This window comes from Romboutsia sp. 1001713B170207_170306_H8, assembly GCF_015550495.1.
In the GTDB taxonomy this organism is placed as follows: domain Bacteria; phylum Bacillota; class Clostridia; order Peptostreptococcales; family Peptostreptococcaceae; genus Romboutsia_E.
Window position 1 is genome coordinate 82,469 of the sequence record NZ_JADNAX010000005.1, and the last position, 25,875, is coordinate 108,343.

General features: G+C 27.8%; 25 protein-coding genes and 1 pseudogene. 3 read left to right on the plus strand and 23 right to left on the minus strand.

The window, feature by feature from the left end; all coding sequences use genetic code 11:
• Nucleotides 1–14: 14 nt before the first annotated feature.
• Together yqfD and I2A66_RS11070 are read right to left on the minus strand one after the other, a co-directional pair.
• Nucleotides 15–1,307, minus strand: coding sequence for a sporulation protein YqfD (gene yqfD, locus I2A66_RS11065; protein ID WP_195251668.1), 1,293 nt, complete (start codon nt 1,305–1,307; stop codon nt 15–17).
• Between the two features lie 12 nt (nt 1,308–1,319).
• Nucleotides 1,320–1,556, minus strand: a complete 237-nt coding sequence (locus tag I2A66_RS11070; protein ID WP_164489099.1) for a YabP/YqfC family sporulation protein — start codon at nt 1,554–1,556, stop codon at nt 1,320–1,322.
• A 133-nt stretch (nt 1,557–1,689) separates the two neighbouring features.
• Between I2A66_RS11070 and I2A66_RS11075 the strand changes: the two genes are divergently transcribed.
• Nucleotides 1,690–2,640: a hypothetical protein gene (locus I2A66_RS11075; protein WP_147515748.1), complete on the plus strand. Its 951-nt coding sequence runs from the start codon at nt 1,690–1,692 to the stop codon at nt 2,638–2,640.
• An 88-nt stretch (nt 2,641–2,728) separates the two neighbouring features.
• Here I2A66_RS11075 and I2A66_RS11080 read toward each other — a convergent pair whose 3' ends face one another.
• From I2A66_RS11080 to gpr, 17 genes are all read right to left on the minus strand, one after another.
• Nucleotides 2,729–3,226: a TspO/MBR family protein gene (locus tag I2A66_RS11080; RefSeq protein WP_147515747.1), complete on the minus strand. Its 498-nt coding sequence runs from the start codon at nt 3,224–3,226 to the stop codon at nt 2,729–2,731.
• Nucleotides 3,227–3,347: 121 nt separating this feature from the next.
• Nucleotides 3,348–3,791 (minus strand): GatB/YqeY domain-containing protein, encoded by a 444-nt coding sequence (locus I2A66_RS11085; RefSeq protein ID WP_122641311.1) that lies wholly within the window; start codon nt 3,789–3,791, stop codon nt 3,348–3,350.
• Nucleotides 3,792–3,817: 26 nt separating this feature from the next.
• Nucleotides 3,818–3,997: a 30S ribosomal protein S21 gene (gene rpsU, locus I2A66_RS11090; protein WP_122641310.1), complete on the minus strand. Its 180-nt coding sequence runs from the start codon at nt 3,995–3,997 to the stop codon at nt 3,818–3,820.
• A gap of 159 nt (nt 3,998–4,156) precedes the next feature.
• Complete coding sequence (locus I2A66_RS11095) at nt 4,157–4,507, minus strand: histidine triad nucleotide-binding protein (protein WP_122641309.1); 351 nt, start codon at nt 4,505–4,507, stop codon at nt 4,157–4,159.
• Between the two features lie 48 nt (nt 4,508–4,555).
• Nucleotides 4,556–5,866: a tRNA (N(6)-L-threonylcarbamoyladenosine(37)-C(2))-methylthiotransferase MtaB gene (mtaB, locus tag I2A66_RS11100; RefSeq protein ID WP_122641313.1), complete on the minus strand. Its 1,311-nt coding sequence runs from the start codon at nt 5,864–5,866 to the stop codon at nt 4,556–4,558.
• Between the two features lies 1 nt (nt 5,867).
• Nucleotides 5,868–6,620, minus strand: coding sequence for a 16S rRNA (uracil(1498)-N(3))-methyltransferase (locus I2A66_RS11105; protein WP_122641308.1), 753 nt, complete (start codon nt 6,618–6,620; stop codon nt 5,868–5,870).
• Between the two features lie 9 nt (nt 6,621–6,629).
• Complete coding sequence (gene prmA, locus I2A66_RS11110) at nt 6,630–7,571, minus strand: 50S ribosomal protein L11 methyltransferase (RefSeq protein WP_122641307.1); 942 nt, start codon at nt 7,569–7,571, stop codon at nt 6,630–6,632.
• A 269-nt stretch (nt 7,572–7,840) separates the two neighbouring features.
• Complete coding sequence (dnaJ, locus tag I2A66_RS11115) at nt 7,841–9,001, minus strand: molecular chaperone DnaJ (protein ID WP_147515745.1); 1,161 nt, start codon at nt 8,999–9,001, stop codon at nt 7,841–7,843.
• Nucleotides 9,002–9,127: 126 nt separating this feature from the next.
• Nucleotides 9,128–10,963: a molecular chaperone DnaK gene (gene dnaK, locus I2A66_RS11120; protein ID WP_122641305.1), complete on the minus strand. Its 1,836-nt coding sequence runs from the start codon at nt 10,961–10,963 to the stop codon at nt 9,128–9,130.
• 64 nt (nt 10,964–11,027) lie between these two features.
• The gene (gene grpE, locus I2A66_RS11125) at nt 11,028–11,612 is read right to left on the minus strand and encodes a nucleotide exchange factor GrpE (protein ID WP_207734765.1); all 585 of its coding nucleotides are present in this window, start codon (nt 11,610–11,612) and stop codon (nt 11,028–11,030) included.
• Nucleotides 11,613–11,632: 20 nt separating this feature from the next.
• Entirely contained in the window at nt 11,633–12,655 is a 1,023-nt protein-coding gene (gene hrcA, locus I2A66_RS11130; protein ID WP_122641303.1) for a heat-inducible transcriptional repressor HrcA, read from the minus strand.
• A 100-nt stretch (nt 12,656–12,755) separates the two neighbouring features.
• On the minus strand, nt 12,756–13,883 hold the full coding sequence (gene hemW, locus I2A66_RS11135; protein WP_122641302.1) for a radical SAM family heme chaperone HemW: 1,128 nt from the start codon (nt 13,881–13,883) through the stop codon (nt 12,756–12,758).
• A gap of 205 nt (nt 13,884–14,088) precedes the next feature.
• Nucleotides 14,089–15,414, minus strand: coding sequence for an APC family permease (locus I2A66_RS11140; protein ID WP_195251670.1), 1,326 nt, complete (start codon nt 15,412–15,414; stop codon nt 14,089–14,091).
• 176 nt (nt 15,415–15,590) lie between these two features.
• Nucleotides 15,591–17,396 (minus strand): translation elongation factor 4, encoded by a 1,806-nt coding sequence (gene lepA / locus I2A66_RS11145; protein WP_122641300.1) that lies wholly within the window; start codon nt 17,394–17,396, stop codon nt 15,591–15,593.
• 142 nt (nt 17,397–17,538) lie between these two features.
• A complete protein-coding gene (locus tag I2A66_RS11150; protein WP_195251672.1) occupies nt 17,539–17,769 on the minus strand; it encodes a hypothetical protein in 231 nt (76 codons plus the stop codon).
• A 22-nt stretch (nt 17,770–17,791) separates the two neighbouring features.
• A complete protein-coding gene (gene spoIIP, locus I2A66_RS11155) occupies nt 17,792–18,712 on the minus strand; it encodes a stage II sporulation protein P (protein WP_122641298.1) in 921 nt (306 codons plus the stop codon).
• A gap of 12 nt (nt 18,713–18,724) precedes the next feature.
• Complete coding sequence (gene gpr, locus I2A66_RS11160; protein WP_122641297.1) at nt 18,725–19,681, minus strand: GPR endopeptidase; 957 nt, start codon at nt 19,679–19,681, stop codon at nt 18,725–18,727.
• A gap of 272 nt (nt 19,682–19,953) precedes the next feature.
• Between gpr and rpsT the strand changes: the two genes are divergently transcribed.
• The gene (gene rpsT, locus I2A66_RS11165; protein ID WP_122641296.1) at nt 19,954–20,220 is read left to right on the plus strand and encodes a 30S ribosomal protein S20; all 267 of its coding nucleotides are present in this window, start codon (nt 19,954–19,956) and stop codon (nt 20,218–20,220) included.
• A 142-nt stretch (nt 20,221–20,362) separates the two neighbouring features.
• Here the strand turns inward: rpsT and holA are convergent, their stop codons facing one another.
• The 4 genes and pseudogenes from holA to I2A66_RS11185 all read right to left on the minus strand — a co-directional run bounded on the left by holA (nt 20,363) and on the right by I2A66_RS11185 (nt 24,787).
• On the minus strand, nt 20,363–21,406 hold the full coding sequence (gene holA, locus I2A66_RS11170; protein WP_122641295.1) for a DNA polymerase III subunit delta: 1,044 nt from the start codon (nt 21,404–21,406) through the stop codon (nt 20,363–20,365).
• Nucleotides 21,375–22,641, minus strand: a pseudogene (locus I2A66_RS17880) (ComEC/Rec2 family competence protein). Before I2A66_RS17880 ends, holA begins: the two are co-directional and overlap by 32 nt.
• A gap of 79 nt (nt 22,642–22,720) precedes the next feature.
• Nucleotides 22,721–23,878, minus strand: a complete 1,158-nt coding sequence (locus I2A66_RS11180) for a GNAT family N-acetyltransferase (protein WP_147515740.1) — start codon at nt 23,876–23,878, stop codon at nt 22,721–22,723.
• A gap of 3 nt (nt 23,879–23,881) precedes the next feature.
• The gene (locus tag I2A66_RS11185; protein ID WP_122641312.1) at nt 23,882–24,787 is read right to left on the minus strand and encodes a DUF2156 domain-containing protein; all 906 of its coding nucleotides are present in this window, start codon (nt 24,785–24,787) and stop codon (nt 23,882–23,884) included.
• Nucleotides 24,788–25,080: 293 nt separating this feature from the next.
• Here I2A66_RS11185 and I2A66_RS11190 point away from each other — a divergent pair, with 293 nt between their 5' ends.
• Nucleotides 25,081–25,842 (plus strand): ComEC/Rec2 family competence protein, encoded by a 762-nt coding sequence (locus I2A66_RS11190; protein WP_122641293.1) that lies wholly within the window; start codon nt 25,081–25,083, stop codon nt 25,840–25,842.
• Nucleotides 25,843–25,875 lie beyond the last annotated feature (33 nt).

Consider the following 25,875-nt stretch of genomic DNA (forward strand, 5'->3'; position numbering starts at 1 on the left):
TGAGTATTTTAATTTCAGTTATTAGAATTTTCATTCTCATCACTTTCATCATTACCTTCTTGAATTTCATTCCTTATGTCATTTATCAAACGTCTGCTTGGATCTGATGGAACAACTTCTCCTGATTCTTCTTTACTTTTGTTCTCATCAATTATTAATTGTTCTGCTTCAGATTTACTAAGTGGATAAACTTTTGCTATGTTTTCACTAGTATATACTGTTACTATGTATTCTAACACATTTTTATTAATTTTATATTTATCTTTTACATCTGTATACTTAGCAGAAGCTGGTATTATGTAATCTAATTCTTTTAAAGCTTGCTCTTTTAATTCTTTTTTCAATTCATTTTCATCTTTTTCTATTTTTGTAATTTCTACTTCATAAAAAGTACTTACTTTTATTTTTATAGGAAAAGTGTAATTACCTATTTTTAATTTTAGTTCTTTATTTTCTATTATATAATCCTTATACTTTATGTTTTTCCTTATATTAAAAATTTTATCATAGAAACTTATGGTATATACATTTTTACTTTTACCTGTTTTTTCCTTTTTATTTTCTATATAGCTTGCACTTTTTTTAACTTCGTAAAAAGTAGTTGCCCAAACTTCTGGTAAGGATTTAGTATTTGATCCACTTACAAGTAGGTCTCCACTTTGTACTATATCTCCTTCTGCAACTACTGAATTTCCACTTCTAGGTATTACTTTTTCTATTATACCATTTTTTTCTGCAATTATATTACAATAATTTGATTCCTCTTTTGATGACAGTGTTTCTGCTTTTTTTGTTATAGTTACAAAAACATTTGTACCTTTTACATTTAAAGATATGTATGCTACATCTTCAAATGTTACCATAATACTATCTCTAATTTTTTTTCTATCTATATTTTTTTTATATATACCTGGTTTTAATCCTAATTTATAAAGCTCAGTTCTAACCTCTTCTTGTTTTATTCCCTCTGGACAGTCTATATATATATCTGTTACAAATTGAGATGTGGTCATTAAAATTGTTAAGGATATTATAGCGCAAATCCACATACCTTTATACTTATATATTCTCTTTAAAACAAAAGGTATCCCAGTCTTTTGTTTTACTTTAATTTGAAAGTTACTTCCTCTATATGCCTTTTTAAAATCACTTATATCTTTTCTATCTACGCAAAACTGTATCTTGGTATTACTTATTCGATTTACATTATATACATTGATATTATTTCTTATAAGATAATTTAAAAACCGTTCCGTACCAACACCTTCTACAGTTACAACATAGTACCCCCTTATATAACTTATCACTTGTATCTCCTCCTAATCTATATATTCCACATTGTATATCAATCCTTTTATTCCAATTTCCCCATCAGTTATATATTTTAATAGAAGTTTTTCACCAGATATTTTTATCGTTTTAACTTTTGTCTTTATTTTTATTAAATCAGTATCATAGGTTACTATTGATAAATAATTTTCTATACTTACAAATGTATTACCAACAATAGTTATTGTTGGTTGAGTTACTTGTAGATCAGTTGATATATCAATCATTAGCATACCTCCTTAATATATTCTATGTTCATAATTTAGTTAAATTACTTGTATTTACTTTGTAAACTTATATTTATATTAAGAATAAGGTATTTATATATAACTTTATTCTTAATAAGAAAGGAGAAATTATATGAAAAAAGACTTAGCCGACATAGTTCAAAAATGCGTTTATTGTAATTTCATTATAAGTGATCTTATAAAATATAATGATTCATCAACAAAAACTCTATTTATAACTATTAAAAATGAAAATCTAATAAATATTAAAACTCTGTGTTATTTATATGAATATTTATACCAAGATGTGCTAATACTACAAAACGTAAACGATGTTGATTTAAATAAAGATTTTAATAAAAACATTAAATATTTATTTAAGCTTTTCTTCGAAATAATTTCTGATTTAAAAACTTTATTTTCTCGGATAAAAGACCGATACTGTAAACAATATATAAATAGGTTAATATTTAGTTATTTTGCATTTACATCTTATATTAATTCTTATCTTCCTATTATTCAAAATAAGTATAATGAAATAGAAAATTTTAGTCTATCATGTATAAGAGATTCTGATTATTTAGATTCTAACCCATCTGAAAACAAAATAAGAGAAATATGTATTAAATCTGTAGAACTATTTTTTGACTACTATTTTAAGGATAGTGTTTTAAAAGATGAAACTTGTGAGATTTTTTTTGATAATGATCCTAATAATAAATTTTATCAATATTTTTTTGATTGTTATGACCGCTCTATAAAAATAAGAATTTCATATAAAAACACTTCTGTTTTTTATATGTATCAAGTGTTAAAAAATCCTTTAGAAACATCTCCAATAATGACTAATGAAGAAGCAAGAACTTATTCAGAATCCTTCCTTAAAGAAAAACTCAAAGATGATTTTAATATGCTAGTATTTGACAGAGATTATTTAAATATTTATTCTTATATGAATATTCCAGAGTCATATAAATTTAAGTATAATTTCAAAGATAGTTCCGGTAAAGTTAATTTAAATAAAGGATTATATATTACGATAGATGCTTGTTCTATATATGTTCAAGAGTTATATTTATTCTAAAAAAGCTTTTAACTATCTTCATAATATAAAAGGGCATGTCTCAAAACATTACATATTCTGAGACATTCCCTTTTTATATTCCATAATATTATTTATTGATTATCCATATAAAATAACTTAAAAATAAAGCATATATTAGCCATAATATATATGGAATATTTATGTAAGCTGCAACTTTATTTATTTTATAAAACTTAAAGATCATAATTAAAACTATTACTAATAAAATAATTATTACTATCAATGATGTAAACCTTAAATCAAGTCCAAAAAATAATATACTCCACATAAAGTTTAAAATTAACTGCAACCAATAAAAAAACATAGCATCCTTTACTTTATATAAATCGTACCCTTTTTTCATAACTATATATGATGATATTCCCATTAATGTATATAGTATAGTCCAAACTATGGGAAATATATAACCTGGGGGTGCAAAACCAGGTTTTATAAGTTGAGAATAGTATGTACTTACATCCAAACCTGATAATAAATTAGCGATCACAGAGCTGCAATAGCCTACTAATAGTGGTATTAATATACTTATTAGAAAATTCCTTATTTCTTTTATTGATATAATCAAATTATCCACCTCATTTTATTAACTTATTTATTTTATAAATATGTACAAGGTATAGGCATTATGATTAAATTTATTATTTCATACAATAAAAAAGCCTAGAGATAATCTCTAGGCTTTTAATCTATTGTAAGTTATTTTTAACTAACTCATTTATAAGTTTTCCATCAGCTCTACCTTTTGTTTTAGGTTTAATAGCTGCCATAATTTTTCCCATATCCTTCATAGAAGTTGCTCCTACTTCAGATATAGTAGATTTTACTATTTCGTTTAATTCTTCTTCGCTTAACTGTTGAGGTAGGTACTCTTTTAAAACTTCGATTTCAGCTTCTGTTTCACTTACTAAATCATCTCTATTAGCCTTTTGGAATTCAACTAAAGAATCTCTACGTTGCTTTAATTGCTTTGCAATTAAGTCGATGATTGCATCATCTTCAAGTTCAACCCTATTGTCTACTTCGTATTGCTTAATAGAAGCTCTTATTAAAGTTACTACAGACTTTTTTACTGTATCCTTGTTCTTCATGGAAGACTTCAAATCTTCTTGTAACTTTTCTTTAAGGGACATTCCCTTCACCTCTTTATTCTTTTTTACTATCTCTTAGCGTTTTTTCTTCTTGCAGCTTCAGCTTTTTTCTTACGTCTAACGCTTGGCTTATCATAGTGCTCTCTTTTTCTAACTTCAGACATGATGCCAGACATAGCACATTGGCGTTTAAATCTTCTTAAAGCACTGTCTAATGTTTCATTTTCTCTTACTCTTACTTCTGACATTTCTTTTTCCCTCCCTCCGATAGCGCGAATTATGCTGGGACTGTAACTACGATTATAATCTGCATAATATGCATTACAACCTCACACTTTGTTTATTATAAACTAAAAATATACTTTTATCAAGTATTTTTCGTAAAGAAGAATACATTTTTGATTACATTATTTGTTCTGTGCTTCATATAAAGGTAATTTCTTGCCAGCTAGTACATGATAATGAAGGTGTTTTACTTCTTGTCCACCATCTTCTCCACAGTTATTAATTATTCTAAATCCAGATTTATCAAAACCTTTCTCACTAGCTATTTTATTTATCACATTATGAATATGTGCAACAATCTCCATTTCATTTTCACTTATATCAATTATGCTTTCATAGTGTTTTTTTGGAACAACTAATATGTGATAAGGTGCTACTGGATTTATATCATTAAATGCGATGACTTTTTCATCTTCGTAAACTTTTTGTGATGGTATTTCACCATCTATAATTTTACAAAATATACAACTCATTTTCTTTATAACACCTCCTATCTATACAATAAGTAATAATTCTACATCTTATACTAAAATACCTTCAACATATTCATCTTTTATGTCAGTTAATTTAACTTTTAGTATTTTACCATGTATATCTTCATTACTTTCAACAACTACTCTTATATAGTTAGGAGTTAGTCCTTCGTATTTATTGTCCACTACATTAGTTTCAAATAAAACTTCCATGTCACTTCCTATAAACTTTTCTGCAAACTTATTAAAGTTTGTTTTACTTAAGGCTATAAGCTGATCACTTCTAAATTGTTTTATTTGAGGATCAATTTGATTTTCCATAGTAGATGCTGGAGTACCTTTTCTTGGTGAATACTTAAACACATGCATTTGTGAAAGCTCTATGTCCCTTAAAAAATCATATGTTTTGTTGAACTCATCATTAGTTTCTCCAGGGAAACCTACTATTACATCTGTAGTTATTGCTACATTAGGTATTTTTTCTCTTAATATATTAACTATGGCTTTATACTCTTCTGTAGTATACCTTCTATTCATTCTTTTTAACGTTTCATCACACCCACTTTGTAATGATAAGTGATAGTGAGGGCATACTTTTTTCATTTTAGCAACTTCACTTACAAATTCATCTGTAAATAAAATTGGCTCAACTGAACTTGTCCTTATTCTTTCAATTCCATCTATTTCATTAATTCTTTTTATTACATCTAAAAGTTTTAAATTACTTTCTCTTAAATCTTTACCATAAGAAGCAACATGTATACCTGTTAATACAACCTCTTTATATCCATTTTCAGCTAAAGTCTTTGCTTCATTAACTATACTTTCAATATCTCTACTTCTTACTTTTCCACCTCTTGCATAAGGTATTATACAGTAAGTACAGAATCTATCACATCCATCTTGAATTTTCATGAATGCTCTCGTTCTTCCATTTGATTGGCTTATTTCAATTTCTTCAAAAGCTCTTACCTTCATTATATCATCAACAGTACTAGCTTTTTTCTCGCCTTTAGATTCCTCTAATTTTTTTATTTCTTCTACTATTGTTCTTCTTTCATTAGTTCCCATTACAAGGTTTACTTCTTCTATTTCAAGTATTTCTTCTGGAGAAACTTGTGAGTAACATCCAACTACTGCAATTATTGCATTTGGATTTTTCTTTTTCATTCTTCTTATATATTGACGTGATTTTCTATCACTCATATGAGTTACTGTACATGTATTTATAACATATACATCTGCATATTCTTCACTTCCAACTTGTTCATATCCATCTTTTTTGAACATCTCAAGCATGGCTTCTGTTTCATATTGATTTACTTTACATCCTAGTGTGTAAAAAGCTACTTTTTTCACTTTATTCATCTCCTCCTAAGTCACTTAGTTCATATAAAACTATAGACGATGCAACAACTGATGCTGTCTCTGTTCTTAATATTCTAGGACCTAATGAAACTACATGTGAACCGATTTTTTGAACATTTTCAATTTCATCTTCTGTAATTCCACCTTCTGGTCCTACGAATATTCCTATACTACTTATTTCTGCATTTTTTATAGCCTTTTTTATTGATACTGTCCTTTCATTTTCATAAGGACATATATTCATGTCATTATTTTTCATGTCTTCTAAAGCTTCTTTAAAGCTTAAAACACCTCTTAGCTTTGGTATTATACCTCTTTTACTTTGCTTAGCAGCTTCATAAATAATTCTTTCCCAACGCTCTATTTTTTTATCTTCTTTTTTATCATCAACTTTAGCTACACTTCTTTTAGTTTGAACTAATATTATTTCATCTACACCAACTTCAGTAAGTTTTTGTAATATCATTTCCATTTTAGGTCCTTTAGGAAGCCCTTGATATAGTCTTACTCTTACATCAGCTTCTCTTTTTATCTCAACCTTATTAAGTATATTTAGCTCCACCAAATCCTTGCTTATATCTGTAATTTCACAAATATACTCCGTGTTATCCTTATCGCATACTTCTATTTTTTCTCCGATTTTACATCTTAACACCTTTGAAATATGTTTTACATCTTCACCTTCGATAATACAAGTATTTTCTTCTAAATTAATATTTTTCTTTTCTATAAAAAATCTATCCATAAACTACACCTACTTAAGTTTAGCAACTATTGCATTCCATTCGCCTAATGTTTTTACTTCAACTATTTCAAATCCATTTTCTATTAAACTTTCCTTAACTTCATCTACTTTAGCATGTATTATACCTGATGATATAAATACTGCATCCTCTTTCATACAACTATGAACATCTTTTGCTAATATTTTTATTATATCAGCTATTATATTAGCTACAACTACATCAGCCTTATCATCTACCACATCTATTAAGTTTCCATGAAGAACCTTAACAGAATTCTCTACATTATTATGAGCAACATTTTCTGCTGCTACCTTTACAGCTACTTCATCTAAATCAACAGCTATTACATCTTTAGCCCCAAGTTTTGCAGCAGCTATAGCAAGTATTCCACTTCCGCATCCTATATCAAATACTTTAGAATCTTCTCTTACGTACTTTTCTAGTTCTCTCATACACATTGTAGTAGTTTCATGAGTTCCTGTTCCAAATGCCATACCTGGATCTAATTCTATTACTAAATCTCCCTCTTGGACTTCATAGTTTTCCCAAGTTGGTTTTACAACTAATTTTTCTCCTATTTTAGTAGGCTTGTAGTATTTTTTCCACTCATTAGCCCAATCTTCTTCATTAACTTGTCCTAAAGATACACTTCCTTCACCTATATCTATACCAAATCCAGTTAAAGATGAAACTTTTTGTTTTATAGTTTCCACTAATTCCATAACATTTCTTTCTTCTGATATGTATGTTTTTATTAATACACCTTCGCTGTTTCTCTTATTAAAAACTTCTTCCTCAACATAGTCCCAATCTAGTTCATTTTTCTTTTGGAAGAAGAAATCCTTAGGGTCTTCTATCATAACTCCACCCGTTCTTAAGTCATCTAATATGTTAGTTATAGCTTCAACAGCTTCCGTAGTAGTTTTTATAGTCACTTCAATCCATTTCATATTTATGTCCATCCTTTACTATTAAATTTCCTATTTTTCCGTAAATTTTATTATATCATATTTATTATTATCTTTTATAACATTCTTTTATACAATTTTAAATTATTATTTAAATTATATAGAAATCATGAATGAGTAATATTTTATACTTCTACTATTTTAATAAAAAAACTGTATTAGTTAGGTATTTTAACTATAATAGTTCAAAGTAAACAATTATCTAAACTCTGAACTATTATAATTAAATTTTATCCTAATTAATACAGCTTTTATTTTTTCTTAAACATATCTTCTATTTTTTGTCCGAATGTCCTCTTTTTTTCATGAACCTCATCACCAGACTCTTTAGCAAGTTCTCTTAAAAGTTCTTTTTGCTTATCTGTTAAGTGCTTTGGAGTTTCAACCACTACTTTAACATATTGGTCACCTCTAGAGCTTCCTCTAAGTTTTTGTATACCTTTTTCTCTTAGTCTAAACACTGTTCCAGTTTGAGTTCCAGCCGGTACATTATATGATACCTTTCCATCTAATGTAGGCACTTCTATTTCTCCACCTAAAGCAACTTGTGAAAATGATACTGGCATTTCTAAGTATACATCATATCCTTCTCTTGTAAATAATAAATGTTTCTTAATATTTACAACTATATAAAGGTCTCCTCTTGGACCACCTTTCGATCCAATTTCACCTTGACCAGAAAGCTTAATCATTTGACCATCATCTATACCAGCAGGTATATCTACTTCGATAGTTTTAACTTTTCTAGTACTTCCTGTTCCATGACATTTATTACATGGTGATTCTATAATTTCTCCCTCTCCATGGCATTCGCTACATGTTCTAGAGCTTGCTATGTTACCAAAAGGAGTTCTTTGAACAGTTCTAACTTCTCCACTACCATTACATGTTGGACAAGTTTTCTTAGATGTACCTGGTTTTGCACCAGATCCATGACATTCATTACACTCTTCACTTCTATTTATCTTTATTGAAACTTTCTTACCAAAAGCAGCTTCTTCAAAATCTATAGTTACATTTTGTCTTATATCAGCTCCACGTTCAGGACCTCTTCTTCTTTGACGGCTTGAGCCACCAAATCCACCTCCGAACATATCTCCAAATATATCCCCGAATATGTCTTCGAATCCTCCAGCTCCCCCTGAGAAGCCTCCAAATCCTTGACCACCAAATCCGCCTTGTCCATTTACACCTTCATGGCCAAATTGATCGTAAGTTCTTCTTTTATTTTCATCTGATAATACTTCATAAGCTTCATTTATTTCTTTAAACTTTTCTTCTGCCTCTTTATTATCAGGGTTTCTATCTGGATGATATTGCATTGCTAGTTTTCTATAAGCTTTTTTTATCTCTTTCTCATCAGCACTCTTACCTACACCCAGTACCTCATAGTAGTCTCTTTTAGTACTCAAGTTTGTCACCACCTTTATCTTACAAAATAATAGCTTGTAGAATATTAAAACTACAAGCTATTATTCTTTATATTTAACAGATTTAACATTCTATTTTATTATATAAAATTACTCTGTTTTTGTAACCTATTTTTCGTCATTTACTTCTGTAAAGTCAGCATCTACAACATTATCATCTTGTGGCCCTTCTTGAGAAGCTCCTTGTGCTTGTTGTTCTTGAGCTGCAGCTTGATACATTTGTTCAGATATTTTTTGGAATCTGTTCATTACTTCATCCATAGCTTTTCTTATTTCTTCAGCTGTAGCATCTTCTCTATCTTTTACAGCTTTTAAATCAGCTATTGCAGCTTCAACATTAGCTTTGTCATCTGCATTTATTTTATCAGCAACTTCATTTAAAGTCTTTTCTGTTTGATATATAGTAGATTCAGCTTGATTTAATGCTTCTATTTTATCTTTCTTTTGCTTATCAGCTTCAGCGTTCATTTCAGCTTCTTTTACTTTTCTTTCTATTTCTTCTTCACTTAAATTAGTTCCTGAAGTTATAGTTACTTTTTGTTCTTTTCCAGTTCCTAAGTCTTTAGCAGTAACATGAACTATACCATTAGCATCTATATCAAAAGTAACTTCTATTTGAGGTATTCCTCTTTGTGCTGGTGGTATATCAGTTAATTGGAATCTACCTAAAGTAGTATTGTCGTAAGCCATACTTCTTTCACCTTGAAGAACATGTATATCAACAGCAGTTTGGTTATCTTGAGCAGTTGAGAATACTTGAGACTTCTTAGTTGGTATAGTTGTATTTCTTTCTATTATTTTAGTAAATACATTACCTAAAGTTTCTATACCTAATGATAATGGAGTTACGTCTAATAATAATAAGTCGTTAACTTCACCAGTTAAAACACCAGCTTGTATAGCAGCACCTGCAGCAACACACTCATCTGGGTTTATACCTTTATGAGGATCTTTTCCTATAAACTTCTTAACAGCTTCTTGAACAGCTGGTATTCTTGTAGATCCACCTACTAATAATACATCATCTATATCAGATGTAGATAATCCTGCATCTTGTAATGCTCTTTTTGTTGGTTCCATAGTTTTTTCAACTAAATGAGAAGTTAATTCATCAAATTTAGCTCTACTTAAATCTATATTTAAATGCTTTGGACCTTCTGCAGTAGCTGTTATAAATGGTAAGTTTATGTTTGAGCTCATTGTTGAAGATAATTCTTTTTTAGCTTTTTCAGCAGCTTCTTTTAATCTTTGAAGAGCCATTTTATCATTTCTTAAATCTACACCTTCAGCTTTTTTGAATTCATCAGCTAAATAATCTATTATAACTTGGTCAAAGTCATCTCCACCTAATCTATTATTACCAGCAGTAGCTAAAACTTCGAAAGTACCATCACCTATTTCAAGTATAGATACGTCAAAAGTACCTCCACCTAAGTCAAATACTAATATTTTCTTTTCTTGATCTAATTTATCCATACCATATGCTAAAGCTGCAGCAGTTGGTTCATTTATTATTCTCTTAACATCAAGACCTGCTATTCTACCAGCATCTTTAGTTGCTTGTCTTTGAGCATCTGTAAAGTAAGCTGGTACTGTTATAACAGCTTCAGTTACAGGTTGACCTAAATAACTTTCAGCATCAGCTTTTAATTTTTGTAATATTATAGCTGATATTTCTTGTGGAGTATATCCTTTACCATCTATGTTAACTTTGTAATCTGTTCCCATATGAGTTTTTATTGATATTACAGTTTTATCTGCATTTGTAACCGCTTGTCTTTTAGCAGGTTCTCCTACTATTCTTTCTCCATCTTTAGTGAAAGCTACTACTGATGGAGTAGTTCTCATACCTTCTGTATTTGCTATTATTTGTGGTTCTCCACCTTCAAGTACTGCAACGCAAGAGTTAGTTGTTCCTAAATCTATTCCTATTACTTTTCCCATAATTTATATCCTCCTTAAGTGATTTATTATAATTTAAATTTTTATAAATTTACTTACATTTTACTTAGCAAGAAACTTTAACCATTGTAGGTCTTATTACTTTAGTTCCTAACTTATAACCTTTTTGAAGTACCATTATTACTTTGTTAGCATCTATGCCATCTACACTTTCTTGCATAACTGCTAAATGTAGATTTGGATCAAAGTCAGCATTTTCTGCTTCTATTTCCTCCACACCAAATTTAGCTAATGTATCCTTAAGTTGCTTATGAACTAAGTTTATACCTTCAAATAAATTATCTTCTTTATTATCACAAGCTTCAACAGCTCTTTCCATACTATCTATAACTGGTATAAGTTCAGTTATTATTTTTTCATTAGCGAATAAACCAATTGTTTCTTTCTCTTGATTTGTTCTTCTTATATAATTTGAGTATTCTGCTTGCAACCTTTGATATTTTTCTTTTTCTTTAGTTAATTCTTCTTTCATTTTTTCTTCATCTAACCTCGTATTTATGTCTATTACATTATCATCTTGGCTAGACTCAGTTGATTCTTCAGCACTAACGTCTTGTGTATTAACCTCTTGATTTTCCACTTCTTCGTTTACTAAAGTATCTTTTTCATCTTGTTGAATATTTTTTTCCAAGATACTGCACCCCTCAATTTTTATTTTTTATTATTAATCAGTAAGTTGATATAACTTATTATAGAGTAAATCCTAGAATAATCCATTCTAGTAGGCCCTATAAAGCTTATTCTTCCTACTGAGTTTTCATCAACTTTGTATGTGGTTGTGACAACACTATATTCTTGAGCTTCTGCAACTTCATTATCACTACCAATAATTATATTTGTATTATCTTTTAATATACCTTTAGATTTTGTCATCTTAGTTATATTATCTTTTTCCTCTAGCATATTGAAAAAAGATCTTGCCTTTAATACATCATTAAACTCTGGATAGCTTAATATATTTGTAGCTCCACTTAAAGTCATATAAAGCTCTTCACTTGATAAATTTGAATTCAACGCATTTATAAGTTGATCAATTAAATTAGAGTACTCTCCAATTTCATGTTTTATAAATGCTACAAATCTATCGTCTAAATGAGTTATTGTTTTTCCACCTAGCTTTTTAGTTAAATTATCAGAAATTATATTCAATTTTGTTTGTTCTAAATAAACTTTAGTGGATATAGTTTCTTTCTTTATATCACCTTTGTCTGTTACTACAATTAATAAAATATTATTTTCATTCATACTAACTAATTGTATATGTTTAATAGTGCTATAATTAACTAAGTTTTTTGCAAATCCTATAGTTGTATAGTTTGTAAGCTCAGATAATAACTTTGAAGTTTCATGAATAAGATCTTGTATGTGATTTATATTATCACGAACACATTTTTCAATCATCTTTTTATCTGTGTCACTTAATTCACTAGTTGCCATAAGTGTATCTACATATAATTTATAACCTTTTTCCGTTGGTACTCTACCAGCAGATGTATGAGGTTGGATTAAATATCCTAATTCTTCTAGATCTGCCATTTCATTTCTTATCGTAGCTGCACTTACACCTAAGTTATACTTTTTAGATATAGTTCTTGATCCTACAGCTTCGGCAGTATCTATGTAGTCTTTTATTATTGCTTTAAGGATATTTAACTTTCTTTCATTTAATTCCATCCTTGCACCTCCCTGCTGTTAGCACTCACTAAATCCGAGTGCTAAAAAGATTATATTTAATTTATATCACTATAAAGTTATTTTGTCAACACTTTTACTATTAATTCATAAATTCAATAAATATACTATTAGATATTTCTCGTCCTCTTTGAGTTAATTTCATACTTTCCTCAGTTATAGATATTAATCCTTTTTCACTTAAATCTCTTAATTGACTTTTATAAACTTCTAGAAAATCAATATTAAATTTATTTTTAAAATCATTAAATTTTATTCCGTCATTCATTCTAAGACCCATAAATATTTTCTCTTCTATACTATCTTGTTTACTAAGTATCTCTTTACTTTCTATAGGTTTTTCATTTTTTTCAATCATTTTATGATATTCATTTAAATCACATACGTTTCCATATCTAATATTTTTAATATATCCAGAAGCACCTGGTCCTAATCCTATATAATGTTCACACTTCCAGTAAAGTATATTATGCTCACATTCAAATCCTTCTTTAGCATAATTTGATATTTCGTACTGTTTATATCCTTTTGAATTTAGATAATTTATTGTATATTCATACATATCAATATCAGTATCTTCATCCATAAGTTTAAATTCTTTTCTTTGATGCATGTTGTATAGTTCTGTACCTTCTTCTAATATTAAAGAATATGCAGATATATGAGTCGGATTTAAATGCGTTATCTTTTCTAAACTTTCTTTCCACTCCTCAAATGTCTGATTAGGAAGACAATACATTAAGTCTACATTTATATTTTTAAATCCCTCTTTTAAAGCTTCTTTATAATTTTTCTCAAACTCGTCATAACTATGTATCCTTCCAATATATTTTAAATGATTATTTTGAGTCGCTTGTAAGCCTATACTAAGCCTATTTATCCCACACTCTCTCATTGCTCTAAGTTTATCTACAGTTAACGTTCCAGGATTACACTCTATAGTTATCTCTGCATTATCACTTACCTTAAAATTTTCTTTTATAGATTTAAATATATATTTAATTTCACCTCCATTTAGTATACTTGGAGTTCCTCCGCCTAAAAATATACTTGTTATTTCTTCGCTTACTTCATTTTTATATAATTCCATTTCTTTCCTTAAATCTTCTAAATATGTACTTTTTAGATTCTTATCTAATTTAAATGAGTTAAAATCACAATAGTTACATTTTTTTACACAAAATGGAATATGTATGTACAATCCAAACATTCAAATACCTACCTTAATATCTATTTTTGTAATTTATATTTTACTCTAAGTCATCTTATTTTTACCATATTATAGTTATATAAATTTCTATATAATAAAAAAAGATTAAAATATAAGCCTAAAAACACTTTATATAGAACTTATATTTTAATCTATTTTATTTTACCCATTTTTTTCAATTTAAATATTATTTTCTATTAAAATTTTAATGTTCATTTTTTTTAGACATATAACTATATACTGGAATACCTATTAAAGTTATAATTATTCCTCCTAATGCTATAATCGTAGCAGTAATTAATTGATTAACTATAACGAATAACCCTCCAACTATAGCTATTATTGGTATTAGAGGATATAAAGGAACCTTATATGGTCTATCTAAGTCTGGATTATCTTTTCTTAACTTTATAACACCTATAAAAGTAAGTACATAAAATACCCATACTATAAATACAGTTAAATCTGTTAATAAGTTAAACTGTCCAGATAAAGCATATATACAAGCTAATATAGCAACTAGCCAAGTTGAGTTTGTAGGAGAGCCTCCTTTATTTACTTTTGATAATGCTTTACTACCTGGAATTATATTTTGTCTAGCTAAAGTATATGGTATTCTAGGTCCTGTAAGAAGATAACCATTTAGTGTTCCAAATACAGATATTAATATACCTATTGTTATTATCTTTCCTCCAATATCACCAAATAATCTTGTAGCTACCAATGTTGCTGGTGATGTAACTAATGCTAATTCTGATGCATCTGCAACTCTCAAATAGGCTAAATTTATAATTATATATACCGCCATAACCGCAGATAAACCTCCAACTATTGCAGTCGGTAAGTCCTTACCTGGATTTTTCATTTCACCCGCTATAGCCCCTACATTTATCCATCCATCATATGCAAATAAAGTTGCAATAAGTACTTGTCCCATTGCAGTACTTGCATTTACTCCAGGCCCAACTAATGGTGAAAATACACTATTACCTCCATTACCTTTTATAAATCCAAATATTATTATTAATATTAATGGCAATAATTTACCTATTGTTGCTATATTTTGTATAGCACCACCAAAAGAAGATCCTATATTATTTAGAAGAGCTAATAGTATTATTATACCCAAAGCAATAGGAAGAACTATAGACATATTCGTTGCTGAATATCCAAATAACTCTGCACATTGTTGAGCAAATATTACAGCTATAGCTGCTATTGTACCAGGAAAAAATAATACAGTTTGCATCCATCCTGTTAAAAAGCCCCACTTTTTTCCATATATTTCTTCTATATATACCATCATGCCTCCAGTTCTAGGAATAGCTGCTGATACTTCCGCTGCCGTAAGACCAGCCATAATAGTTATAATACCACCTACTATCCAAGATATTATACCAAGACCTGGAGCACCATTTGTTGTAGTATATATTGCTTGAGGTTTAAAAAACACACCAGAACCTATTACTAGCCCTATTACGGTAGATAATGCGGTTCCCAATCCTAAGGTCTTCTTTAATCCATTACTCATAAGCTGCCTCCTTACCAAATATAATAAAAAATATATTTTTTTACATATTTAGTATTACCAGCTTCTCTTTAATTATTAAATTTAATATATTGGTTACATATCTTAATATCTTATTAAATAAAAAAACAGACACATATTTTTATGTATCTGTTTTTTTATTTTATTTAAATTTAATATTAATCATCTAATTTCAGTACAGACATAAATGCTTTTTGTGGAACTTCTACAGATCCTATTTGTCTCATACGTTTCTTACCTTCTTTTTGTTTTTCAAGAAGCTTTTTCTTACGAGAAATATCTCCTCCATAACACTTAGCAAGAACGTCTTTTCTAAGTGCACTTATAGTCTCTCTTGCAACAACTTTATTTCCAACCGCTGCTTGTATTGGAACAGCAAATTGATGTCTTGGTATTTCATTCTTTAACTTCTCACACATAGCCTTACCTCTTGGATAAGCTCTACTTTCATGAACTATAAAACTTAAAGCATCTACTTGCTCTTTATTTATTAATATATCAAGTTTTACAAGATCTGAAGGAACATATCCTTTTATCTCATAATCTAGAGAGCCATATCCTCTTGTTCTTGATTTTAATGCATCAAAGAAATCATATATAACTTCATTTAACGGAAGATCATAGTGAAGCATAACTCTTTTTTCATCTATATATTCCATATTTAACATTGTTCCACGTCTTTCTTGACATAGCTCCATAACTACACCTACATAATCCTTAGGAACAATGATATCACCTTTTGCAATTGGCTCTTCTATCATTTTTATCTCAGATACTTCTGGTAAGTTTGCTGGATTTTGAACCATTACTATTTCTCCATCAGTCTTAGTAACTCTATATATAACAGAAGGAGCAGTTGTAACTAAGTTCAGATCAAACTCTCTTTCTAATCTTTCTTGTATTATTTCTAAATGTAAAAGACCTAAGAATCCACATCTAAAACCAAATCCTAATGCAGCCGATGTTTCTGACTCAAACTCAAGAGCAGCATCATTAACTTGCATCTTTTCTAATGCATCCCTCACATTTTCATACTTTTCACCTTCACCTGGATATATACCACAATAAACCATTGGAGTAGCTTTCTTATAACCTGGTAATGAATTTTCAGTAGGATTATTTGCATCAGTAATTGTGTCTCCCACATGACAGCTTCTTATATCCTTTATGCTGGCAGCTATATAACCAACATCACCTGCAGCTAATTCATCAAGTTCTCTTTGTCCAGGAGCCATAACACCAACTTCAGTTACCTCGAAAGTTTTATTAGTGTTCATCATCTTAATAGTCATACCTTTTTTAACAGTACCTTCATAAACTCTAACATAAGCTATAACACCTTTATATGCATCATAGTATGAGTCAAATATCAAAGCTTTTAATGGCGCTTCTTTATCTCCTTGAGGAGCTGGTATATTTTTTACTATAGCTTCTAAAACATCTTCTATGTTTAATCCACTTTTTGCAGATATAAGTGGAGCTTCACTAGCATCAAGACCTATTATATCTTCTATCTCTGCCTTTATTTCATCTGGTCTAGCACTTGGTAAATCTATCTTATTTATAACTGGTAATATTTCTAAATCTTGATCTAATGCTAAATAAACATTAGCTAAAGTTTGAGCTTCTACACCTTGTGCTGCATCCACTACTAATAATGCACCTTCACAAGCTGCTAAACTTCTAGATACCTCATAGTTAAAGTCTACGTGACCTGGAGTATCTATAAGATTTAAGAAGTATTCATTTCCATCCTTAGCTTTATAAACTAATCTTATATTTTGTAACTTTATAGTGATTCCTCTTTCTCTTTCAAGATCCATATTATCTAATAACTGATCTTTCATTTCTCTATCACTAACAAGACCTGTTTTCTGTATTAATCTATCAGCTAAGGTAGACTTCCCGTGATCTATATGCGCTATTATACTAAAATTTCTAGTTCTACTTTGTTTATTGTCCACCTTTATTCCTCCTTATTATTAATATCATAGCTTTTATTTTATAATATATCCGCATTTATGTAAATAAAAGAAATAAAATAAGACTTAAGTATCAACTTAAGTCCTATTTTATTTCTTTTATTTACAAATTTTAAAAGTAATATCATTTAAAGCTACTAATTTGATTTTTTATATATATACCTAAACTTTCTAATATCTCTGTACTAGCATCTATAAATGTAGAATTACCTAACATAGTATTAGCATTATCATATACTATAACTAAACATATACTAGTTAAAGCTGTCATTGTTGCGATAAATACTAACTTTAGTATAAATCTTTTTCTTTGCTTTTTATATCTTCTCTCTATATGTTTTTCTAAACGACTCATTATAAGCTCCTAAATTTAAAACTTATTTAAAATAGGAATCTAATACATCTGCTATATATTTAACGCTAGCACTCGCTTCTTCTATACTAGTTGCATTACTTCCAACTTCAATTAAGATGCCTTTATCAGCTACATATTGATTAAATCTACCATATGGTTTCTCTACTACAGCTTTAGCTATACCTGGATACTTTTCATTTGCTAAATTAGTAAGATCTGTTGCTGTTTTCATTACTTCATCTATGTTTTCATTTTTCATACCTACTACAAAACAAAACTGAGCTACTTTTTCTCCATTTATAGTAGTTGTGTAATTTTTATTAGACTCTTCATTTACCTCAGCAGATGCATCTCTATGTAGATCTATAGCTATATCCACAGTATTATATTGTGAAAGTAATGTTTTTATTGTACTTAAGCTACTTGAGTACGAGTTGTTGTATGATGGATAGTCATGGTATTTTGTTGTATGAACTACACCCCACCCCTTATTACTCAATTCAGTAGTTAACAAACTACCTACTTGCATTACAGAATTCTCTATATCTTGTGAATGATAATTTCCATCAGGTGAGTTTGAGTAAGTTTCAGCACTATGAGTATGGTATATTAATATTCTAGGGTTTGAACTTGTAACTCTTATATTATCTTTATATTGAGTCGAAAGAGCTATTGCGCTCTCTTTTTTAGTTTCTTCACTACCAGCATTTAGAGTTGGTATATTTTCTTCACCTATGTGAACTTTTATATAATCTTCGCTTTCTTCACTTTCTTCTTCATTTTTAATTGCTGAGTCTTTTTCTTGATTTGTATCAGTTTCTGGATAAGAAGAATCTATTAAATATCTAAAAAAATCATCTTTATCCATAGCGAATGTAGTTGTTGGTAAGATACAAATTAACACACAGGCCAATAATTTTGCCTTAATGCGTTTTTTTTCCATTATTATTCCTCCTTATTTACTTATCCTTCCTGGGTGTAATGATCTATTTAAACCTTCACTTATTATTATTGATAAGTTTTCTATAGTTTCATCGATATCTTTAGGTGTTACAATTAAGTTTTTATCATATGGTTCTAATGAATCTTTTATTAATTGATATTTTTCTTCTTCTTTTAATTTCTTTAACATATTATAAAATCCTTCTGACTCTCTAGATTCATTCATTAGATTATCAATAGCCATATCTAAAACATCATTCGTTAATGTAGCTGCATCTACTACAGTTGGTACCCCTATAGCTATAACATCTACTCCTAAATACTCCTTATTTAGAGCTTTCCTCTTATTTCCCACTCCTCCTCCTGGAGATATACCTGCTGTTGATATTTGTATAGTAGCATTTACTCTCTCCATTTTTCTTGAAGCTAATGCATCTATTGCCACTACTCTATCTGGTTTAATTGTATCTACAATTGCTTTTACAGTTTCACTCGTCTCTATTCCTGTGATTCCCATAACTCCTGGACTAAGTGCAGCAACTTCAGTAAAGTCATCATCATAATCTTTATTGTAATTTTTAAATATATGCCTAGTAACTAAAGTTTTAGATACACTTTTAGGTCCCAATGCATCAGAAGTTATATTCCAATTTCCCAAACCAATTATTAAAGTTTTTTTAGTTTTGTCGTCTCCAAATATACCTATTAATTCATCTTTCAAGTAATTTATAATTTCTTCTCTTGAATCATCATCATCATATTTCATTAAATTACTTTCTAAAGTTATATAAGTTCCTATACCTTTATTCATTATCATAGAACCTTGTTCATCTATAACGTCAACCTTAGTGACTGTACAATTCTCTAATTCCTTAGTTTCAACATTTACTCCAGGGAGCTCATTTGTTTCTTGTTCTTGTGCGTATACTTCTTTTGCTTCTAATGCTAAGTCCGTTCTTATTTTAAACATGTTAACCTCCAGTATTTATTGAATGATATTTATAAGTGTTAACAAATTTTAGTATTTTATAACAAAAATTATATTTTTGTAAAAGTGAGTATAATTAAATTATATGTTGTAAATTATTTTTATATAGGTTATAATCTTAAAAGTCAAAAGCAACAAGATATTATAAAAATAAGATTATGAATAAATTATCCTTGATTTTTAGATTTATTTCTGTTAAAATCTAATATGTTGACGACGAATATAATAAAAAATGTATGAGGGGGTGAACTCACATGGCAAACATAAAATCAGCTAAGAAAAGAATAAAAGTTATCGAGAAGAAAACTGCTTTAAACAGAGCTAGAAAATCTCAATTAAAAACTGCTATAAGAAGATTCGAAGAAGCTGTAATGGCAGGAAATAAAGAAGAAGCTACTCAAAGATTCCAATATGCTCAAAAGAGAATATCTCAAGTTGCATCTAAAGGAACTATACACAAGAACGCTGCTGCTAGAAAAATAGCTAAGTTAGCTCAAAAGTTAAACGGAATGAACGCTTAATTCTCTGTTTATAACTTTATAGATTTAACCCTTGATAAATATCAGGGGTTTTTTATTCGATTTAATTCAATTCGCTTAATAAAATTCTTTTTACTAAAAAACCTTAAAGTAATATTACTTTAAGGTTTTTTTATTATATATATTAGCTTATTTTTCTTTGACAATACTTACTTATAAGTATCTCAATAGCTAATGTATCTTTAATCAGTCCATTTTTTATTTTATAATCACTTTCTAGTATATAATTTAACATATCTATTATCATATCGTCAGAGAAGTTTAAAGCTTGCTTTAGTGCTTTTCCGACTACAAATTGATGTAACTTTAACTTTTCAGATATAACTTTACTTGTATATCCTTCTGTTTGAAGCTGCCTAACTTGCATAACCACCCTAAACTGTTTAGCAATCATAGCAAATATACCAAGTACAGATTCACCTTCTTGTATCATATCATTCAATATTCTTATAGATTGTGTAGAATTCTTTTCACCTATATAATCAATTAATTTAAAAATATCATTTTCTACTTTCTTCCGAGATAATTTATCTATAATTTCATTCGTAACTACATTACTCTTACCTACAAAGGAGCTTATCTTATTTATTTCATTATTTAAATCAGATAAAGTTTTTTCACTACTTTTATCTCTATAACCTTCTGAATCGATAAAGTACATAATCTGAGCATTATCTATTATAACCTCTTGTGATTCAAACTTCTTTTTTACCCACTTAAACAAGTCCATATCCGATAACTTGTCGCAATTACATACAATCCCATTCTTACTTATTTTTTTTACTATGTTTTTTCTCTTATCTATGTCTCCATATACAGCAAAAACTAAAATAGTACTTTCAGGTATATTATCTAAGTGGTCTATCAAGTATTTTTCATCGCTATCGGTAAAATTTTTTTTCTTTCCTTTTAATAATTCAAAATCCTTTATTATAACAATTTTCCTATCATCCATAAAAGGAAGAGTTTCAATAGAACTTATAACTTGATCTAATATGATTTCTTTACCATCTATAACATCTAGGTTAAAATCTATCATACTTTCATTTAAAGTATTTTTAAATACATTTAACGAGTTCTCTATAAGATAAAATTCTCTACCGTAAAAAAGATATATATTTTTAAATTCTCTATTGTTAACACTTTTTATAATATCCTTGTAATTCATTTTCTTGCTCCTTCATAATCTTTAGTTCCTTATAAGTCATATACAAAGTTATCATTATATAATATATAATTACATATTGAATCTTTGGATTATTTATTTCAATATAAGCAAAATTTACATTACTTATCTTATATAACAAATAATATATACATTCTATAATTATTCTGTTAAAATAGGCTACAAATTTAGATGCCCACAAATTTATTTTAAATATAATTATACTTATAATACTTAAATACATTATAACTCCTATGAAGGGCATAATTATTATATTACTTACTAAAGAAAAAACTGGTATCCCTCTGAAATTATAATATATTATAGGTAATGTTAATATATTTGCAGATATAGTTATAGATAATATACTACTCTTAAATATATCTTTAATATAACCATAGAAGTATATTATAGACAATGTGGCAAGAAAACTCAATTGGAAACTTATATTATATATAATAAATGGATTGTTTACTATTAAAAATACACCTATTAATGATAAAGTTGATATACCATCTCTTTTCTTATTTAAAAACACCAATAAATATAATATTATCATAGATAGTACCGATCTTATTATAGATGGCGATGATCCTACCATTATAAAATAAAAAAAACATAAATATTGATAGAATAATAAGTTTATACGGTCTATTTATTCCATTTATAATAAATGCTATTATACTACACAAAATTCCTGTGTGCAGTCCTGATATGGCTATAAGATGACTAGTTCCAGTTCTTGAGAATAAATCTTTTTCATCATTACTTAGATAATCCTTCTTACCTATAACTATAGAGTTCAAAAAATCAGATTTTTCCTTGTACAAATATCTAAATACATCTTTTATATAACTTTTAAGATTTCCAATGTATAAATATATAATATTATTATCTATTATGTCATAACTCTTAATATATATTATACCTTTATATCCTATGCTTTTTACATATAATCCATAGTCGTAATTTTCAAATTTCATATCATCTAAATTTTTATATGTTCCTTTTATACTTACATTATTGCCCATCTTCAATTTTTTTCTTTTAGTATAATCTTTAATTAAAAATTTTCCTACTATGTATTCATTATATTTGTCCTTCTCAATTTTATCTTTAACAGTCCCCTTTATAATAACTTCTTTATCATTATCATATCCATTATATGCTCTTGTGTTGGTATAAATATATGTCATTAATAACAAAACACTAAATATAACTAGTAAAGGTCTTCTCATCTATTCTCCTAAACTTTTATTTTTTATTATCATCACATTTAGTTCTTTTAAAACATAAAAAAGTACCTTGCGGTACTTTTTATATATATTCGTTTATATAATTGTTATTCTTTGTAAATAATGCTCTTAAAATTTGTTTACTTTTATCATTAGGCTCAATATTATTTAATAAAAATGCTTCTTCTATATCTATGTATGAAAAAACTAACTGAGTAATTGTGTTTATATCAAATTTAATATCATAATCAAAATTACCTTTTTCTACACACAAAATTTTATTTTTAAGTGTAAGTTTAAATATGCCGTTATTTTCATCTATATAATCATCTTTGATAAAAATATTTATACTCCCCTCTACATCACTATCAATAGATAAGTTTTCTAAATATTTTTTTACATTTATAACTCTTCCCATCATAAATGGTTTTATTTTTATGGTAGAAGTTCTAGGATTATCTAATATATATCTTATTTTATCATTTACAGGTGCAGATATAGTAACTGTTTTACACTGAGTATTATGATTATATACAAACTTTAACATAGATTTTAAAGACTCTATATTTTTATAAAATAGTTCTCGTACAAACATATTGTCATCATTTATAAAATATATAATATATCCTTCACACTCTTCTTCCTTATATATATATATGTATCCATCTTCACTTTCAACTTCTTCAAATAACTTTTCAAAGTATTCTTTAGTTCTCTTTACATTTCCATTTACATCTTTCAAGAAAAAATCATATATTTCTTTAAGGTCATTTATATCATATAATGTAGCTTTTTTCATAGATCCACTATTTTTAAAAGACTTTAGAGATTCTATATCTATATTATATTCAATTTGATCATAACAATGTTCATATCCGTACTTTCTATATAATCTATAATCTATTGGCATTAAAATCGATACCATTTGATTTTTTTTATATAGCTCTTTTAATGTAAAGTCCATAATATTTTTCATATATCCTTTCCCCCTTACTTGAGGAAAAGTCGATACCCCAACTATATAAGATGTATCATAAAACTTATCATTAAGTTTAATCTTGTATTGATTTAATTGTAATGATGAAACAATTTCTCCATCCTCATCTACTACAACAGTATTATTTTTATTATATTTATTTTTAAAATAAAAATCAGTAAATTTAGGACCATCATTAAAGCAATAGTCCCAAATTTCCCTTATATTATTTTTTTCATTCTCCTTAGCAAATCTAATATCCATAGATTATGCCTCCTTGACTGTATACTTTTCAACAAATCTAACTGGATGATATGAAAGTTTAGCTTTTCTTAATCCTGGTATCCCTAAATCTTCTTCCCTATTTACAAATTCAACATCACTAAATTCATTAACTAAGAATCGTTGATTTATAAATGGATATAATCCCCTTATATCTGGGTTAGCTTTTTCTATATGAATTAATGCCATATTTGGGTTTATAAGCTCACCTATAGTAAATGCCTCTAAATTTCCGTCTATATAAATCCCTCCAATCTTTACATTTGATTTTAATATTTCATAATCATTAAAGATTTTTTTAATTCCTAAAAGTTCATCATCCATACCTTCATCATATTCATTATTTTCTTCTTTATTATCTGCCCATTTTTTTACTAATTCTAAACAAGCATCAAAATCCTCTTTATCAAGTAGTTTATATTCAAATCTACCTTCATACTCTTTTAAAAAATAATTTATATGATTTCTCTTTTTTTGATTCTTTCTACCAGCTAATGTTCTCATACTTTCAGCATCGTATACATAATCAAATAAGTCACGCTCTTCTATATATTCAAACTGACCGGGATAATATTCTTTTAGATCATCTACTATTTCTTTAGTTATTCCTCTGAAATATAATTTTTTTTCTATTTTTTTAAAATAATCAAGTACAAAATCTATAACTTCTGGAAGTTTCTCTTTAGGAGCAAGAGGTAATATTGAGAATGTATCACCTTCATATTCTCCTACTAACACAGCAAATCCATTCCCTATATAATATCCCGTTTTATAAAGGTGTTGCCACATATATAAAGTTGCAAAGCAGTACTCACATGCTTCATAGTCAACCATATCAAAATATGGCTGTAATTTCTCCTTAGCATCTATATCAATATCTTTAAATATTATGAGCTCTTCTTCCTTTAAGCACATATCTATATTTCTTAAAATCATAAAATCCTCCTAATTTTTATATAATGCATTTATCAAATTATATATAAATAACCTATATTCTTCAATTTTTGTATTAACTAATACTTATTAGTTAAAAATAAATAGTAATATATCTTTTACATGTTTATATTACCCATCTTATATTTTTATAAACATGTAATGAATGAGGTGGTTTTATATATAGTTCTTGCAAAATTTTACTAATAATTATTATAATAACACTTTTATCTAGCTGTGACAAAAAAGATATGCTTGAAATTCACATTATAGATGTAGGTCAAGGTGATAGTATTCTAATACAAACACCATCAAATAAAAAAATTTTAATTGATGCTGGAGATGAAAATAGTGAACATATAATAAAAAGCTATCTAAAGAAGGAAAAAATAACTTCACTAGATATTGCAATAGCTACTCATCCAGATTCAGATCATATAGGAAGCTTAGACTATGTTATTGAAAAATACAATGTTTCAAATATTTATATGCCAAATCAAAGTACTGACACTGCTTGCTATAAAAACCTTATAAACAGTTGCTCAAATAAAGACATAATTCCAAATTTCTTATATAAAAATGATTCCATAACACTCGATGAAGATACTGAAATATTAGTTCTTAGCCCATCTTATATACAAGAAGATAATAACTTAAACTCTATTGTATTAAGTTTAAATTATAAAAATAAATCATTTTTATTTACAGGTGACTGTGAAAAAAGTAATGAGGATGATATGATAAATTCCTTTAACTTAGAAAACATTGACTTTTTAAAAGTAGCTCACCATGGAAGTAGCTCATCATCTTCACCAGAATTTATAAGTGAGGTAAGTCCTGATGTAGCTGTAATTTCTTGTGGCTATAAAAATCAGTATGGTCACCCACACAAATCAACATTAGATACTTTAAATAATAAAAACATTATTACATATCGAACTGATATAAATGGAGATATGATTTTTTATAGCGATGGAAATACTATTTTCACAAAACATAAATATAAAAATTAAAATAGGCTATCTCAAAATAGAGAGTAGCCTTTT

Coding starts and splice junctions, on each gene's coding strand:
- I2A66_RS11070 (WP_164489099.1), bottom strand. CDS start 1,556: ATGATTGATATATCAACTGATCTACAAGTAACTCAACCAACAATAACT.
- I2A66_RS11075 (WP_147515748.1), top strand. CDS start 1,690: ATGAAAAAAGACTTAGCCGACATAGTTCAAAAATGCGTTTATTGTAAT.
- I2A66_RS11085 (WP_122641311.1), bottom strand. CDS start 3,791: ATGTCCCTTAAAGAAAAGTTACAAGAAGATTTGAAGTCTTCCATGAAG.
- rpsU (WP_122641310.1), bottom strand. CDS start 3,997: ATGTCAGAAGTAAGAGTAAGAGAAAATGAAACATTAGACAGTGCTTTA.
- I2A66_RS11095 (WP_122641309.1), bottom strand. CDS start 4,507: ATGAGTTGTATATTTTGTAAAATTATAGATGGTGAAATACCATCACAA.
- I2A66_RS11105 (WP_122641308.1), bottom strand. CDS start 6,620: ATGGATAGATTTTTTATAGAAAAGAAAAATATTAATTTAGAAGAAAAT.
- prmA (WP_122641307.1), bottom strand. CDS start 7,571: ATGAAATGGATTGAAGTGACTATAAAAACTACTACGGAAGCTGTTGAA.
- dnaK (WP_122641305.1), bottom strand. CDS start 10,963: ATGGGAAAAGTAATAGGAATAGATTTAGGAACAACTAACTCTTGCGTT.
- hrcA (WP_122641303.1), bottom strand. CDS start 12,655: ATGGAATTAAATGAAAGAAAGTTAAATATCCTTAAAGCAATAATAAAA.
- hemW (WP_122641302.1), bottom strand. CDS start 13,883: ATGTTTGGATTGTACATACATATTCCATTTTGTGTAAAAAAATGTAAC.
- I2A66_RS11140 (WP_195251670.1), bottom strand. CDS start 15,414: ATGAGTAATGGATTAAAGAAGACCTTAGGATTGGGAACCGCATTATCT.
- I2A66_RS11150 (WP_195251672.1), bottom strand. CDS start 17,769: ATGAGTCGTTTAGAAAAACATATAGAGAGAAGATATAAAAAGCAAAGA.
- spoIIP (WP_122641298.1), bottom strand. CDS start 18,712: ATGGAAAAAAAACGCATTAAGGCAAAATTATTGGCCTGTGTGTTAATT.
- gpr (WP_122641297.1), bottom strand. CDS start 19,681: ATGTTTAAAATAAGAACGGACTTAGCATTAGAAGCAAAAGAAGTATAC.
- rpsT (WP_122641296.1), top strand. CDS start 19,954: ATGGCAAACATAAAATCAGCTAAGAAAAGAATAAAAGTTATCGAGAAG.
- holA (WP_122641295.1), bottom strand. CDS start 21,406: ATGAATTACAAGGATATTATAAAAAGTGTTAACAATAGAGAATTTAAA.
- I2A66_RS11180 (WP_147515740.1), bottom strand. CDS start 23,878: ATGGATATTAGATTTGCTAAGGAGAATGAAAAAAATAATATAAGGGAA.
- I2A66_RS11190 (WP_122641293.1), top strand. CDS start 25,081: ATGCTTGAAATTCACATTATAGATGTAGGTCAAGGTGATAGTATTCTA.